This is a genomic window from Achromobacter sp. SX5, assembly GCF_056711425.1.
Genome location: NZ_CM160041.1, coordinates 4,482,112 through 4,497,015, shown reverse-complemented (window position 1 = coordinate 4,497,015; position 14,904 = coordinate 4,482,112). Strand labels below are relative to the sequence as shown.

General features: G+C 70.2%; 11 protein-coding genes. 8 read left to right on the top strand and 3 right to left on the bottom strand.

Annotated elements, in window-relative coordinates:
* The first annotated feature begins 12 nt into the window (after positions 1-12).
* Positions 13-1,452: an efflux transporter outer membrane subunit gene (locus tag AC1M14_RS21000; protein ID WP_479730381.1), complete on the top strand. Its 1,440-nt coding sequence runs from the start codon at positions 13-15 to the stop codon at positions 1,450-1,452.
* A 66-nt stretch (positions 1,453-1,518) separates the two neighbouring features.
* The gene (locus AC1M14_RS20995; protein ID WP_479730380.1) at positions 1,519-2,175 is read left to right on the top strand and encodes a helix-turn-helix transcriptional regulator; all 657 of its coding nucleotides are present in this window, start codon (positions 1,519-1,521) and stop codon (positions 2,173-2,175) included.
* Positions 2,176-2,179: 4 nt separating this feature from the next.
* Here the strand turns inward: AC1M14_RS20995 and oprZ are convergent, their stop codons facing one another.
* Genes oprZ through AC1M14_RS20980 form a run of 3 tightly spaced genes read right to left on the bottom strand, consistent with a single transcriptional unit; the run spans position 2,180 to position 7,860 of the window.
* Positions 2,180-3,562, bottom strand: coding sequence for a multidrug efflux RND transporter outer membrane subunit OprZ (oprZ, locus tag AC1M14_RS20990; RefSeq protein ID WP_479730379.1), 1,383 nt, complete (start codon positions 3,560-3,562; stop codon positions 2,180-2,182).
* Positions 3,559-6,696 (bottom strand): multidrug efflux RND transporter permease subunit, encoded by a 3,138-nt coding sequence (locus AC1M14_RS20985; protein WP_479730378.1) that lies wholly within the window; start codon positions 6,694-6,696, stop codon positions 3,559-3,561. Before AC1M14_RS20985 ends, oprZ begins: the two co-directional genes overlap by 4 nt.
* 6 nt (positions 6,697-6,702) lie before the next feature.
* Positions 6,703-7,860 carry a MexX/AxyX family multidrug efflux RND transporter periplasmic adaptor subunit gene (locus AC1M14_RS20980; protein WP_102774341.1) on the bottom strand — a complete coding sequence of 386 codons (1,158 nt, stop codon included), beginning with the start codon at positions 7,858-7,860 and terminating at the stop codon, positions 6,703-6,705.
* A gap of 219 nt (positions 7,861-8,079) precedes the next feature.
* On the opposite strand from AC1M14_RS20980, the gene axyZ reads away from it, so the two are divergent.
* The 6 genes from axyZ to AC1M14_RS20950 all read left to right on the top strand — a co-directional run bounded on the left by axyZ (position 8,080) and on the right by AC1M14_RS20950 (position 14,897).
* The gene (gene axyZ, locus AC1M14_RS20975) at positions 8,080-8,718 is read left to right on the top strand and encodes a multidrug efflux transcriptional repressor AxyZ (RefSeq protein ID WP_111826545.1); all 639 of its coding nucleotides are present in this window, start codon (positions 8,080-8,082) and stop codon (positions 8,716-8,718) included.
* Between the two features lie 43 nt (positions 8,719-8,761).
* A complete protein-coding gene (locus AC1M14_RS20970; RefSeq protein WP_209165034.1) occupies positions 8,762-9,658 on the top strand; it encodes a LysR family transcriptional regulator in 897 nt (298 codons plus the stop codon).
* A 112-nt stretch (positions 9,659-9,770) separates the two neighbouring features.
* Positions 9,771-11,273, top strand: coding sequence for an ABC transporter substrate-binding protein (locus AC1M14_RS20965; RefSeq protein ID WP_479730377.1), 1,503 nt, complete (start codon positions 9,771-9,773; stop codon positions 11,271-11,273).
* 18 nt (positions 11,274-11,291) lie between these two features.
* Complete coding sequence (locus AC1M14_RS20960; RefSeq protein ID WP_479730376.1) at positions 11,292-13,091, top strand: gamma-glutamyltransferase family protein; 1,800 nt, start codon at positions 11,292-11,294, stop codon at positions 13,089-13,091.
* Positions 13,092-13,143: 52 nt separating this feature from the next.
* Positions 13,144-14,118 (top strand): diacylglycerol/lipid kinase family protein, encoded by a 975-nt coding sequence (locus AC1M14_RS20955; protein WP_479730375.1) that lies wholly within the window; start codon positions 13,144-13,146, stop codon positions 14,116-14,118.
* Complete coding sequence (locus tag AC1M14_RS20950) at positions 14,115-14,897, top strand: metallophosphoesterase family protein (RefSeq protein ID WP_111826550.1); 783 nt, start codon at positions 14,115-14,117, stop codon at positions 14,895-14,897. Before AC1M14_RS20955 ends, AC1M14_RS20950 begins: the two co-directional genes overlap by 4 nt.
* Positions 14,898-14,904: the final 7 nt, after the last annotated feature.

Sequence of the window (14,904 nt, the reverse complement as noted above, 5' to 3'; positions counted from 1 at the left end):
GAAGGAATCATCATGAAACACTCGACCCCGGATTTTCCCTTCCGCACACGGCTGCGCCGCGGCGCCGTGGCGCTGCTGGCGGCGCTGGCCGCCGCGGGCTGCGCCGTGGGGCCCGACTACCGGGCGCCCAGGCCCGATCCCGTCACCCTGGCCAGCCCCGAGCAGGCCCTGTTCTCCACCGATCGGGTGCAGCGCGACTGGTGGAAGCAGTTGCAGGACCCGCAGCTGGACCGGCTGATCGCGCTGGCGCTGGAGCGTAACCTGGACATCCGCCAGGCGCAGGCGCGGCTGGCCGAATCGCGCGCGGTGCTGGACGAGCGCGAACTGGACCGGCTGCCCGCCGTGACTCTGGGCGGGGGCTACGAACGCAGTCTGTCGCAGGCCAACCCCGGGCCTGCCGGACGGCGCAATCTGGCCGAAAGCTACCGGGCCGGCTTCGACGCCACCTGGGAGCTGGACCTTTTCGGACGCCTGCGCCGGGCGGCCGAGGGCGCGGCGGCGCGCAGCGAGCAGCAGGCCGCCGACCTGACCCAGACCCGCATCGTCGTGGCCGCCGAGGTGGCGCGCAATTACTTCGAGCTGCGCGGCGCGGAACAGCGGCTGGCGGTGGCGCGCGCCAATCTGGCGAGCCAGCGCGACAGCCTGCGCGTGATCCAGGCGATGGTGACGGCCGGGCGCGGCGACGAGGGCGACCTGGCTAGCGCGCGGGCCGAACTGGAAACCGTGCAGGCCAGCGTGCCGGTGCAGATCGCGGCGCGCCGGCTGGCGTTGTACCGGATCGCGGTGCTGGCGGCGCTGCGCCCGGTGGAGCTGGGCGAGCTGGAGGCGGGCAAGCCCCTGGCTCCGCTCAACGTGCGCCTGCCGATCGGCGACGTGAGCGCCTTGCTGTCGCGCCGTCCCGACGTGCTGGCGGCCGAGCGCGGCATGGCGGCCGCCAACGCGGACGTGGGCGTGGCCACCGCGGAGCTGTATCCGCGCATCGACCTGGGCGGCTTCCTCGGATTCGTCGCCCTGCGCGGGGCGGACTTCGGCTCGTCGTCCAGCCGCGCGTTCAGCGTGGCCGCCGGCGCCGACTGGCCCGCGTTCCACCTGCCCACGGCGCTGGCGCGCAAGCGCGGCGCGGTGGCGCGGGCCGACGGCGCCACCGCCGGCTACGAGCAGACCGTGCTGCGCGCGGTCGAGGAACTGGAATCGGCGCTGACCGAATACGGCCAGACCCAGCAGCGCCTGGGCAGCCTGGTGCAGGCGGCCGCGCACAGCGGCCGGGCGGCGGAGCTGGCGCAACTGCGCTACCGCGAAGGCAGCGCGCCGTATTTGACGGTGCTGGACGCGCAGCGTACGCTTTTGCGCGCCCAGGACGCCGTGGCCGTGGCCGAGACCGAGTCCTATACCCGGCTGATCGCGCTGTACAAGGCGCTAGGCGGCGGATGGGAGGCGCCGGACGCCGGCTGACCGGCGGCCGCGGTTCGTGGCACCATAGCCGAACATCCCAGGCAAACATCCGGAGAATCCACATTCATGTCCGACAGCCCGTCCCGCCCCGTCGTCTGGGAGCACCAACCCGCGGACCGCGTGCTCATGACCTTGAAGACGCGCGGCCCGCAATCCGTGACCGTCATCGCCAAGGCCCTGGACGTGACGGCCGAGGCGGTGCGCCAGCAGATGGCGCGCCTGCACGCGGAAGGACTGGTGGATTGCGAAAGCCATAGCGCCGGCCGCGGACGGCCCACGCAGATCTGGTTCCTGACCGATGCCGGGCACGGCCGCTTTCCGGACACGCACGCCGAAATGACGGTGCAGATGATCGGCGCCATCCGCCAGGTGTTCGGCGAAGAGGGCGTCGAAAAGCTGATCGCGGCGCGCGAAGCGGCCATGCTCAACGGCTATCGCCAGGCCATGCAGGGCGCGCGCAGCCTGAAGGAGCGGCTGGAGCGGCTGGTGGAAGTCCGCTGCGCCGAAGGCTATATGGCCGAGCTGCGCAAGGACGGTCCGGACTTCCTCTTCATCGAGAACCATTGCCCGATCTGTTCCGCGGCGAAAACCTGCATGGGCTTTTGCCGCAGCGAACTGGAACTCTTCCACAAGGTGCTCGGAGACGAGTTCCGGGTCAGGCGCGAGGAGCACATCCTCTCGGGCGCGCGCCGCTGCGCCTACCGCATCGACAAGGCCGGATAAGCCCTCATGAGCCGGGCGGCTCCCAGCCGCCCAGCGCCTTGTAGAGCGCTACCGCATTGACCAGCCGGCGCTGCTGCAGCCGGATGAATTCCTGCTCGGACTCGAACAGGCTGCGCTGCGCCTCCAGCATTTCCAGATAACTGGCCACGCCGCGCTCGTAGCGCCTTTCGGTCAGGCGCTGGCGGTCGCGGTCGGCGTCGCGGACCTTGCGCTGCGCGTCGATCTGGGCGCGCAGCGTGTCGCGCGCGGAAAGCGCGTCGGCCACTTCGCGAAAGGCCTGCTGGATGCTGCCTTCGTACTGCGCCACCGCGATGTCCTTGCGCGCCTCGGCCAGCGACAGGTTGGCGCTGTTGCGTCCGGCGTTGAAGATGGGCAGCGTCAGCCTGGGCGCGAAGGTCCAGGCGCCCGTGCCCGCGCCGAACAGGTCCGAGAAGCTGCCGGCCGTGGTGCCGATGTCGGTCGTCAGCTGCACGGACGGAAAGAACGCCGCGCGCGCCGCGCCGATGTCCGCATTGGCGGCCCGCAGCATGTCCTCGGCCTGGCGCAGGTCCGGGCGCCGGGCCAACAGGGCCGAGGGCAGGCCGGCGGCCAGCGGCGTCAGGCTCTGGCTTTCCAGCGTGACGGCGTCGGTGTCCGGCGGCAGGGTGAAGTCGCCCGCCAGCAGGCCCAGGGTGTGCACGGCCTGGCGGTATTCCCGGCTCAGCTCGGCATGCGTGGCGCGCGAGGATTCCACCAGCATCTGCGCGGTGCGCAGGCCCACCGCGGTTTCCAGCCCGGCGTCGTAGCGGCGCTGGGTGAGCCTGAGCGTCGCCTCGCGCAGCGCCAGCGTGCTGTCGGTCAGGCGCAGCTGCTCGGCCAGCGAACGCTGGTTGAAGTAAGCCGTGGCCGTTTCCGACACCAGCGACAGCGTGGCGGCGCGGTGCGCTTCCTCGCTGGCCAGGTAGCGCGACAGCGCGGCGTCGCTCAGGCTTTTCACGCGGCCGAAGAAATCCAGCTCGAACGCGGCGATGCCGACGGCGGCGCGATAGCGGTCCGCCACCGGCATGCGCGGCTGGCCGGGTTCGACGGCGCGTCCGCGGCTGAACTCGGCCGCGCCGTCGATGGCGGGCAGGCGGTCGGCCTGCTGCACGCCGTACAGCGCGCGGGCTTCCTGGATGCGCAGCGCCGCCACCCGCAGGTTGCGGTTGTTGCGCAAGGCGGCGTCGATCCAGGCCTGCAGCGCCGGGTCGTTGAAATAGGCGCGCCAGTCCTGCGGCATGGCGGCTTGTCCGTCGGCGGCGGGCGCGCCGTAGGCCTCGGGGACCGGCGCGGCCGGACGTTCATACACAGGGGCCAGCGAGCAGCCGGCCAGGGCCAGCGCAAGCAGGGGTGTTGCCATAGCCTTCATGGCGAGGTCTCCAGCGGTTCGCGGCCTTGCGGACGCGCGGGGCGCGCGCGCATGCCGAGCGCGCGGCCCACGATGAGAAAGAAAAGCGGCACCAGGAAGATGGCCAGCACCGTGGCGGTGACGATGCCGCCCAGCACGCCCGTGCCGATGGCGGCCTGGGCGCCCGACGCCGCGCCGGTGGCCAGCGCCAGCGGCAGCACGCCCACGCCGAAGGCCAGCGAGGTCATCACGATGGGCCGCAGGCGCAGCCGCGCCGCCTCCAGGGTGGCGGACACGATGCCCTGGCCGTCGCGCACCAGGTCCTTGGCCACTTCGACGATCAGGATCGCGTTCTTGGCCGACAGCCCGATCGTGGCGATGAGGCCGACCTTGAAGTAGATGTCGTTGGGCATGCCGCGCAGCGTCACGCCCAGCAGCGCGCCGATCACGCCCAGCGGCACCACCAGGATCACCGCCAGCGGGATGGACCAGCTTTCGTACAGCGCGGCCAGCGCCAGGAACACGACCAGCACCGACAGCGCGAACAGCATGGGCGCCTGGTTGCCGGACAGCCTTTCTTCATACGACTGTCCCGACCAGTCGAAGCCGATGCCGCGCGGCAGCTCGGCCGCCAGCGCCTCCATGGCGCGCATGGCCTCGCCGCTGCTGTGCCCGGGCGCGGCCGCGCCGTTGATGGTGAAGGAAGGAAAGCCGTTGTAGCGCTCCAGCTGCGGCGGTCCCATCGTCCATTTCAGCGTGGCGAAGGCCGACAGGGGCACCATCTGGCCCTGCACGTTGCGCACGTGCAGGCGCGACACGTCGTCCATGTCGACGCGGCTCCTGCCGTCGGCCTGCACGGTCACGCGCCGCACCTGGCCGTTGAGCATGAAGTCGCCGATGTAGTCCGACCCGTACATCACCGCCAGCGCGGTGTTGATCTCGTCCATCGGCACGCCCATGGCCTGGGCCTTGTCGCGGTCGATGCGCAGCTCCAGCTGCGGCGCCTCTTCCTGGCCGGCGAAGACGACCTCCGCGAGCGCGGGATGCTCGGACGCGGCCGCCAGCAACTGCCGGCGGGCCCGGGTCAGCGCCTCGTAGCCCAGGCCGCCGCGGTCCTGCAGACGGAAGTCGAATCCCGACGTGGAGCCCAGGTCCGGCAGCGGCGGGGCGTTCAGCGCGTGCACCATGACGTTCTTGCGGTCGGCGAAGGCGTCGTTGATGCGGTCCACCACGGCGTTCACGTGCAGGTCGGCGGCGCCGCGCTCCTTCCAGTCCTTCAGCGTGACGAAGAACATGGCCGAGTTGGGCCCGCTGCCGTAGTTGCTGAAACCGTTGACCGAATACACGTACTCGACGGGTTCGTTCTCCATCATGTAGCGCTCGACCTCTTTCACCATCGCCATGGTTTCGGCCTGCGGCGACCCCTGCGGCAGGATGACCATGGCCATGAAGCTGCCCTGGTCCTCGTCCGGCAGGAAGGAGGAGGGCAGCCGCGCGAACAGCAGCGCCGCCGCGGCGATCACCGCCAGGTAGGCCAGGCCGAAGCGCACGGGGCGCGCCAGCACGCCGGACACCCGCGCCGTGTAGCGCGCGGTCAGGCGCGCGAAGGCCCGGTTGAACCAGCCGAAGAAGCCGCGCTTGTCGTGATGGCCGGCGGCGATGGGCTTGAGCAGGCTGGCGCACAGCGCCGGCGTCAGCGACAGGGCCAGGAACGCCGAGAAGGCGATCGAGACGGCCAGCGTCACGGCGAACTGGCGGTAGATATTGCCCACCGCGCCGTCGAAGAACGCCATGGGCACGAACACCGACACCAGCACCACCGTGATGCCCACGATGGCGCCGCTGATCTGGCCCATGGCCTTCACCGTGGCCGCGCGCGGCGGCAGTCCCTCTTCGGCCATGATGCGCTCGACGTTTTCCACCACCACGATGGCGTCGTCCACCAGGATGCCGATGGCCAGCACCATGCCGAACATCGTCAGCACGTTGATGGAATAGCCCAGCCCCAGCATCACGCCCAGGGTGCCCAGCAGCGCCACCGGCACGACCAGCGTCGGGATCAGCGTGGCGCGCAGGTTCTGCATGAACAGGTACATCACGCAGAACACCAGCGCCACGGCTTCCAGCAGGGTCATCAGCACCTTGCTGATGGAGATCTCGACGAAGGTGGAGGTCTCATAAGGAATGTCCCAGGTCACGCCCGGCGGGAAGTACTGGGCCAGCTCCTCCATGGTCGCGCGGATGCGCCGGGTGGTGTCCACGGCGTTCGAGCCCGGGGCCAGCTTGATGCCCAGGCCGGTGCCCGTCATGCCATTCACGCGCGACAGGTACATATAGTCGGTGCCGCCCAGCTCCACCCGGGCCACGTCCTTCAGGCGCAGGGTGGCGCCGTCCGGCTGCGCGCGCAGCGGAATGTTGCCGAACTGCTCGGGCGTGCGCAGGGATTCGCCGGCGACGATGCTGGCGTTCAGCGGCGCGTCCTTGGGCACGGCCTGGTTGCCCAGCTCGCCGATGGTGACGCGCGCGTTGTGGCTGCGCAGGGCCGAGACGATGTCGCCCGGCGTCAGGGACATGGCCGTCAGCTTGGCCGGGTCCGGCCAGATGCGCATGGCGGCCTCCGCGCCGAAGGCCTGCACCTTGCCCACGCCTTCCACGCGGCGCAGCGCCTGCAGCACGTTGGAGGCGGCCAGCTCGCCAAGCTGCATGTCGTCCAGGCTGCCGTCCGACTTCAGCGACACCACCAGCTGGATGTTGTCGGCCGCCTTCTCCACGCGCACGCCGTCGCGGCGCACGGATTCGGGCAGGCGCGGCTCCACCGCCTTCAGGCGGTTCTGCACTTCCACGGCCGCCAGGTCCGGATTGGTGCCCTGCTTGAAGGTCAGGTTGATGCTGGCCCAGCCCGTCGAGTCGCTGCTGGACGAGGTGTACATCAGCCCCGGGGCGCCGTTCATCTCGCGTTCGATGATGGCGGTGACGGCCTCTTCGACCACCTTGGCCGAGGCGCCGGGATAGCTTGCGCCGACGTTGACCACCGGCGGTGCGATGTCGGGATATTGCGCCACCGGCAGCGCGCGGATCGACAGGATGCCGACCAGCACGATGAGCAGCGAGATCACCCAGGCGAAGACGGGGCGATCGATGAAAAAACGCGCCATTGCGGTTTATCCTTGGTGGCCGGATGCGGGCGCGGCTGCCCGTTCCACCGGCTTGATTTTCTGTCCCGCCGCCAGTTGCGCGGCGTTCTCGACGACGATGCGCTCGCCGCCCGCCAGTCCCTGCGTGACGACCCAGTTCGGGCCTTGCAGCCGCTGCGCGGTGACGGCGATTTTCTGCAGTTCCCCGTCCGGCCCGGCGGCCAGCACGTGCGCGCCGTCGGCGTTGCGCAGCAGGGCGTTGCGCGGCACCAGGTAGGTGTCGCGGTTGATCGCCTGTTCCAGCCGCACCCGCACGTACATGCCGGGCAGCAGTTCGCGGTTCGGGTTTTCGAACACGGCCCGCATCGTGACGTTGTCCGTGCCCGGGTCCACCGCCAGGTCGGCGAAGGACAGCGCGCCGCCGCGGCCGTACTCGGTGCCGTCGGGCAGCAGCAGCCGCACCCGCACCTGTTCCGGCGCCACGCCCTCCAGCGCGCCCGCGCGGATCTGCTTCTGCAGCTGCATCACCTCGGCGGCCGGCTGCGCGAAGTTCACGTAGATGGGGTCGATCTGCTGCACCACCGTCAGCGGCGTGGCCTGGCCTTCGCCCACCAGCGCGCCCTCGGTCACCAGCGCGCGCCGCGCGCGGCCGTCGATGGGCGAGGTGACGCGCGCATAGTCCAGCTTGAGCCTGGCGCTTTGCAGGTTGGCGCGGGCCAGGGCGACTTCGGCGCGGGCCTGGCGTTCCTGCGCCACGCTTTCGGCGTGGTCGCGTTCGCTGATGGCGCGGTCCGACACCAGGTCGGCGTAGCGCCGCAGCTTGTCGGCGGCGGCGGACAGGTTGGCCTGGGCGCGCGCCAGGTTCGCCGCTTCGGAGTCGTAGGCGGCCTGCAGCGGCGCGGGATCGATCTGGAACAGCGCGGCGCCGCGCGCCACGTCCTGGCCTTCCTCGTACAGGCGGGCGGTCACGATGCCGGCCACGCGCGCGCGCACTTCCGCTTCGCGGTAGGGCTCCAGGCGGCCCGGCAGTTCGGTGGCGACGCTGGTGGGCGTGGCCCGGGCGACGATGACGCCGATCTCGGCCGGGGCGTCGGCGGCTTGCGGGGTTTCGGGCTTCGAGCACCCGGTAATAAGAATTAATACGGAAGATAGGGCGAGCGTGCGTAGGGAGACTTTTTGCTTCATTTTTGAAATTGTCTTGATGGGCCCGCGGCGGGGCTTACGTGGGGAAAGGCGCCAACTTTCCCGGGTGGGGAAGCGAGTCTATCATTTAATCCGTCACGCTTGATTAATTATTTTGTTCGGAAGTATGCTCTTCGCTTCACACATGTTCACAGTGTCCAAAAAGGCGGCTTCGAGGCCGCCTTTTTTTTGCACCCCGTTTTTTGAGAAGGAGGTCCCCGCATGGCCCGCAAGACGAAAGAAGAGTCCCAACGCACCCGCGACCGCATCCTGGATGCGGCCGAGCACGTGTTCCTGTCCAAAGGGGTGGCCGCCACCACCATGAGCGACATTGCCGACCACGCGGGCGTGTCCCGGGGCGCCGTCTACGGCCACTACAAGAACAAGATCGACGTCTGTATCGCCATGTGCGACCGCGCGCTCGGCGAGGCGGCGCCGCTCACCCAGGTGTCGACCGAGGGCGAGGCCCTGGAATCGCTTTACGCCTCCATGCGGCAGTACATCCAGATCTACGCGCAGGAAGGATCGGTGCAGCGCGTGCTGGAAATCCTGTACCTGAAATGCGAGCGCAGCGACGAGAACGCGCCGCTGCTGCGCCGCCGCGACCTGTGGGAGCGCCATGCGCTGCGCACCTCGGAGAAACTGCTGCGCGCCGCCGTCAGGCGCGAGGACCTGCCGCGCGCGTTGGATGTGCGCCTGTCCAATCTGTACCTGCACGCCCTGGTCGACGGGGTGTTCGACAGCATCTGTTGGTCCGATCGCCTCAAGGGCGATATGTGGCCGCGCGTCGAGCGCATGCTCCGCGCCGCCATCGACACCCTCCGGTTCTCCGCGCACCTGCTGACGCCCAAAACCGCGTGATTCCACGGGTCGCCCGGGCGCTGCGCGCCTCTACAATCCGGGCATGACCCTCAAGCAACTCGAAGCCTTCTACTGGGCCGCCACCTGCGCAAGTTTCGCCGTGGCGGCCGAGCGCCTGCATCTGTCGGTGTCGTCGCTGTCCAAGCGCATCGCCGAACTCGAACAGGCGCTGGGCCAGCCGCTGTTCGACCGCAGCGGCCACAAGGCGGTGCTGACCGACGCCGGCCAGCGCCTGTTGCCGCAGGCCGGCGAACTGCTGGCCGCGGCCGAGCGGGTGCGCGCCTCGCTGGCGCAAAGCCCGGGCCTGCGCGGACGCTGCCGCTTCGGCGTGGGCGAACTGAGCGCGCTGACCTGGCTGCCGCGCCTGATCCGGGGCGTGCGCAGCGCCTACCCGGAGCTGGTGCTCGAACCCTATGTGGACATCGGCCAGGTGCTGGAGCAGCGCGTGGCCGACGGCGAACTGGATTTCGCCGTGATCGCCGGCCGTTCGTCGCGGCCCGGCATCGCCTCCGCGCCCATCGGCCAGGCCGAGTTCTGCTGGACCGCGGCGCCGGCCGCGCTCGACGGCGCCACGCGCATGTCGCCCGAACTGCTGGCGCGCCTGCCGCTGGTCACGCTGCCGGCCGGGGCCGGCACCACGCGCATCATCGACGACTGGCTCGCCGGCCGCGACGCCGGCGGCGAACGCCTGTGCTGCAACAACTGGGGGGCGGTGGTCGGCCTGCTGATCGAAGGCACCGGCGTGGGGCTGCTGCCCAGCCATTGGGCCCGCAAGCTGCAGGACGAAGGCAGCCTGCGCGTGCTGGACTGCGAGCCGGCGCTGGCGGCCTTGCCCTACGCGTTTCAATACCGGCGCGACGACGCGCGTCCGCTGGTGGCCAGCCTGCGCGAGCAGGTCCAGGCCTGCGTGGACTTCGCCGCGCCCTGCCGGATTCCCTGAAGCGTCCGCATGGCGGCCGCCGCCGGCGCCCCGGGCGTGAGGGGCGTCCGCCGCTCTATACAATCCCCGCGCGCCTGGCGCAGAATCGAACCCTATATAGACGGAGACAAGCATGCGTAAACTTTGCCTCGCCATGGCCATGGCCGGAATGCTGGCCAGCGGATGGGCCCAGGCCCAGTCCACCCTGCGTATCGGCCTGCAGGACGACCCGGACGTGCTCGATCCGGTGCGCGCCCGCACCTTCGTCGGCCGCATCGTGTTCGCCTCGCTGTGCGACAAGCTGGTGGACATCACGCCGGACCTGAAGATCGTGCCGCAGCTCGCGCAGTCCTGGACGGTGGCCGACGACGGCAAGACCCTGACCTTCAAGCTGCGCACGGACGCCGTGTTCCATGACGGCACGCCGATAGACGCCGCCGCGGTCAAGGCCAACCTGGACCGCGCCCGCACCCAGCCCGACAGCAACCGCAAGAGCGAGCTGGCCACGGTCGCCAGCGTCGAGGCGCCGGACGCCGGGACCGTGGTGCTCAAGCTGTCCGAGCCCGACGCGTCGCTGTTGTCGCAGCTGTCGGACCGCGCCGGCATGATGATGTCGCCGGCCAGCTTCGACAAGGACCCGGGCGGCAAGCCGGTGTGTTCCGGTCCGTACCAGTTCAAGGAGCGCGTGCAGAACGACCGCATCGTGCTGGAGAAATTTCCCAAGCACTGGGACGCGGCCAACTATCACTTCGACCGCCTGGTCTACACGCCGATTCCCGACACCACGGTGCGCCTGAACAACCTGCGCGCCGGCGACCTGGACATCATCGAGCGCGTCGCGCCCAGCGACGCCAAGGCGGTGAAGGACGACAAGAACCTGCGGCTCGCGCCGGTCACCGGCCTGGGCTTCCAGGCGATCTCGGTCAACCTGGGCAACGGCGCGCGCGCCGACAACCCGCTGGCCAAGGACAAGCGCGTGCGCCAGGCGCTGGACCTCGCGATCGACCGCGACGTGCTCAACCAGGTGGTCGGCGAAGGCATGTTCCAGCCCGCCTACCAGCCGTTCCCGCCCGCCAGCTTCGCCTACGACAAGGCGTCCGAGCACACGGGCCGCGACCCGCAGAAGGCCCAGGCGCTGCTCAAGCAGGCCGGCTACGACCGCGTCAAGTTCGAGATCACCTACGGCAACAACACCACCATGCAGCAGGTGTTCGAACTGGTGCAGGCCATGGGCGCCGAAGCGGGTTTCGATATCACGCTGCGCCCGGTGGAATTCGCGTCGCTGCAGTCTTCGCTGGCGCGCGGCGACTTCGAAGTGGGCCAGAGCGGCTGGTCCGGCCGGGTCGATCCCAGCGGCAACATCCATCAGTACGTGAGCTGCAAGGGCAACCTGAACGACGGCAAGTTCTGCGATCCCGCCGTGGACAAGCTGCTCAACGACGCCCGCGCCGAGTCCGACGAGGCCAAGCGCCGCGCCCTGTACGACCAGGTGCTGGCCGCCATGCAGGACCAGCGTCCCATCGTCTACCTCTTCTACCTGCCGTGGACCTTCGGCGTGCAGAAGAAGCTCGATGGCTTCGTGCCGTATCCCGATGGCCTGATCCGCCTGAAGGGCGTGAGCCTCGCCAAAAAGTAAATCAGCCCAGGTGCCCCCATGTTCACCACGCGTCCGGAAATCCTCGGCACCTTCGGTGTCGTGACATCCACTCACTGGCTGGCCAGCGCGGCCGGCATGTCGCTGCTGGAACGCGGCGGCAATGCGTTCGACGCTTGCGTCGCCTCGGCCTTCGTGCTGCAGGTGGTCGAGCCCCACCTGGTGGGGCCGGCCGGCGAAGTGCCCGCCGTGTTCTATTCGGCCCGCACCGGCCGCGTCGAGGTGCTGTGCGGGCAGGGCGCCACGCCGGCGGCGGCCACGCTGGAGCGCTACCGCGCCGAAGGCCTGGCGCTGATTCCCGGCAACGGCCTGCTGGCCACGGTCATTCCGGGCGCGTTCGACGCCTGGATGCAGCTGCTGCGGGACCACGGCACCATGTGCGTGCGCGACGTGCTGGAACCGGCCATTTATTACGCCGAGCACGGCCACGCGCTGATGCCGCGCATCTCCAACACCATCGCCGGGCTCAAGGACTTTTTCGAGACCCACTGGCCGACCACGGCCCAGGTCTACGTGCCGGGCGGCCAGGTACCGCAGGCCCGCAAGCTGTTCCGCAACCCGGCGCTGGCCCGCACCTGGACCCGGGTGCTGCAGCAGGCCGAAAGCGCGGGCGGAGACCGCGACCGGCAGATCGAGGCGGCGCGCGACGCGTTCTACCGCGGCTTCGTGGCCGAGGCGATCGACCGCTACGCGCGCGGCAACGAGGTCATGGACGAGAGCGGCGTGCCGCATCGCGGCGTCATCACGGCCGACGACCTGGCGGGCTGGTCGGCCGGCTACGACACGCCGGTCACCTACGATTACCACGGCTATACCGTGGCCAAGGCCGGCGCCTGGAGCCAGGGGCCGGTGTTCCTGCAGACCTTGGCGCTGCTCAAGCACATGGATCTGGGGGCCGCCGGGCCGAACAGCGCCGAGTTCGTGCACCGGCTGACCGAGGCCATGAAGCTGGCCTTCGCCGACCGCGAGGCGTATTACGGCGATCCGGCATTCGTCGACGTGCCGCTGGCGCATCTGCTGTCGGACGCCTACAACGACGAACGCCGCGCGCTGATCGGCGCCGCGGCCTCGCACGAACTGCTGCCCGGCATCGTGCCCGGCTACGAGGCGCAGGTGGCGCGCGTCATGGAGACGCTCGCGCGCCTGTCGCCGGTCACGGCGCCCGGCAGCGCCACCAACGAGCCCACGCTGGCCGACATGCGCGCCTCGGCCAGGCGTGGCGACACCACGCACGTGGACGTGATCGACCGCTGGGGCAACATGATCTCGGCCACGCCGTCGGGCGGCTGGTTCCAGTCCTCGCCGGTCATTCCCGAACTGGGCTTCGGCCTGAACACGCGCGCCCAGATGTTCTGGCTGGAAGCGGGGCTGCCGGGCACGCTGGCCCCGGGCAAGCGGCCGCGCACCACGCTCACGCCCTCGCTGGCGCTGCGCGAAGGCAAGCCTTACCTGGCCTTCGGCACGCCCGGCGGCGACCAGCAGGAGCAATGGCAGCTGCTGTTCTTCCTGCGCCACGTCCACCACGGGCTGAACCTGCAGGAAGCGATCGACCTGCCCATGTCGCACACCATGCATTTCCCCACTTCCTTCTATCCGCGCGACCGCAAGCCGGGGCACCTGGCGCTGGAGGCCGGTTTCGGCGCCGAGGTGATCGAGGCGCTGCGCCAGCGCGGCCACCGGATCGAAGAGGTGCCGCAATGGTCGGTGGGGCGCCTGACGGCCGCCTCGCGCGACGCCGACGGCCTGCTGCACGCGGCCGCCACGCCGCGCCTCATGCAGGCCTACGCGATCGGCCGCTGATCGGCCAGGGGCTTTGTTGCGGCGCGTCGCCGCCATGGGGTATGTTTTACCCATGACGCCATCCCAGCAGAGCCCCGCGGCGGGGGCCCGGTCCCTGACGGGACAAGAGCCGCTCTTCATCGTCCTCAACACCGGATCGGGGCGCGGCGACGCGCAAGCGCTGCAGGACACCATCCGCGGCATGCTCGATGCGGCCGGACGGCGCTACGAACTGATGCCCGTGCAGGACCCGTCCCGTTTGGCCGAACAGGCCCGCGAGGCGCTGCGGCGCGCCCGGCAGGAGCAGGGCGTGGTGATCGCCGCCGGCGGCGACGGCACGCTCAGCGCCGTGGCCGGCGCCGTGCTGGGCCAGGGCGTGCCCTTCGGCATCCTGCCCCAGGGCACCTTCAATTACTTCGGCCGCAGCTACGGCATTTCCCAGGATACGGAAACGGCGCTGCGCGGGTTCCTGCAAGGCCGGATCCAGCCGGTGCAGGTCGGCCTGCTCAACGGCCGGCTGTTCCTGGTCAACGCCAGCCTGGGCCTGTATCCGCAACTGCTCGAAGACCGCGAAGCCTACAAGCAGAAGTACGGCCGCAGCCGGCTGGTGGCCCTGTGGTCCGGCATGGTCACGCTGCTGCGCGCGCCGCGCCAGCTGAGCCTGACGCTGGACTACGAGGGCAAGGCGCGCAGCCTGCGCTCTCCCACCCTGGTGGTCGGCAACAATCCGCTGCAGCTCGAACACATCGGGATTCCGGCCGAGGAACTCGAACGCGGACGCCTGATCGCCATGGCGGCGCGGCCGGTCGGCACCCTGGCGCTGTACGGCCTGCTGCTGCGCGGCCTGGCCAGCCGGCTGGGCGACGCCGAGCACGTCGTCAACTTCGCCTTCGACCGGCTGTCGGTGGGCGTGCGCGGACGGCGGCGGGTCAAGGTGGCGATGGACGGCGAGATCTCCTGGATGGACACGCCGCTGGAATTCAAGGTGGCCCCCGAGCGGCTGCCGCTGGTGGTGCCCACGGACCCGCAATACCTGGACCGTTCATGACGCGCATCCTGCATCTTTCCGATACGCACTTCGGCACTGAACGCAAGCCGGTCGTCGAGGCCGTGCTGGACCTGGCCCGCAGCCTTGCGCCCGACCTGGTGGTGCTGAGCGGCGACATCACGCAGCGCGCGCGGCGCGGCCAGTTCGCCGCCGCCCGCAAGTTCATCGAGCGCCTGTCGCTGCCGGTGCTGGCCGTGCCGGGCAACCATGACATCCCGCTTTTCAACGTGTTGGCGCGCGCGCTCAACCCCTACGGCAACTACAAGCGCGCCCTGGGCGCGGTGCTCGAACCGGTCTACGAAAGCGACGGCCTGCTGGCCATCGGCCTGAACACGACGCGCCCGCGCCGCCACAAGGACGGCGAAATCTCCGGCGGCCAGATCGCCCGCGTGGCCCAGCGCCTGCGCCAGGCCCGGCCGGGCCAGCTGCGGGTGGTGGTGGCGCACCACCCGGTGCGCGCCAAGGTCGAGTCCGACCTGTCCAACCTGCTGATCGGGCGCGAGCGCGCACTGCAGGCCTGGGGCGAGGCCGGGGTGGACCTGGTGCTGGGCGGCCACATCCATCTGCCTTATGTGCTGCCGCTGCGCCCCGAGGCGGGGGGCGGGGGCTGGATCGTGCAGGCCGGCACCGCCTGCTCGCACCGCGTGCGCGGCAGCATTCCCAATTCCGTGAACGTGATCGAGCGCGACGCCGACGGCGGCTGCCGGGTCGAGCGTTGGGACTACGCCGCCGGGACCCATGCTTTCGCACCGGTCGACAAGACGCTGGTCGCGCTGTAGCGTGGCC

Bases quoted from the DNA above. Each gene is read 5' to 3' on its own strand.
- AC1M14_RS21000 (WP_479730381.1), top strand. From the start codon at position 13: ATGAAACACTCGACCCCGGATTTTCCCTTCCGCACACGGCTGCGCCGC.
- AC1M14_RS20995 (WP_479730380.1), top strand. From the start codon at position 1,519: ATGTCCGACAGCCCGTCCCGCCCCGTCGTCTGGGAGCACCAACCCGCG.
- oprZ (WP_479730379.1), bottom strand. From the start codon at position 3,562: ATGAAGGCTATGGCAACACCCCTGCTTGCGCTGGCCCTGGCCGGCTGC.
- AC1M14_RS20985 (WP_479730378.1), bottom strand. From the start codon at position 6,696: ATGGCGCGTTTTTTCATCGATCGCCCCGTCTTCGCCTGGGTGATCTCG.
- AC1M14_RS20980 (WP_102774341.1), bottom strand. From the start codon at position 7,860: ATGAAGCAAAAAGTCTCCCTACGCACGCTCGCCCTATCTTCCGTATTA.
- axyZ (WP_111826545.1), top strand. From the start codon at position 8,080: ATGGCCCGCAAGACGAAAGAAGAGTCCCAACGCACCCGCGACCGCATC.
- AC1M14_RS20970 (WP_209165034.1), top strand. From the start codon at position 8,762: ATGACCCTCAAGCAACTCGAAGCCTTCTACTGGGCCGCCACCTGCGCA.
- AC1M14_RS20965 (WP_479730377.1), top strand. From the start codon at position 9,771: ATGCGTAAACTTTGCCTCGCCATGGCCATGGCCGGAATGCTGGCCAGC.
- AC1M14_RS20960 (WP_479730376.1), top strand. From the start codon at position 11,292: ATGTTCACCACGCGTCCGGAAATCCTCGGCACCTTCGGTGTCGTGACA.
- AC1M14_RS20955 (WP_479730375.1), top strand. From the start codon at position 13,144: ATGACGCCATCCCAGCAGAGCCCCGCGGCGGGGGCCCGGTCCCTGACG.
- AC1M14_RS20950 (WP_111826550.1), top strand. From the start codon at position 14,115: ATGACGCGCATCCTGCATCTTTCCGATACGCACTTCGGCACTGAACGC.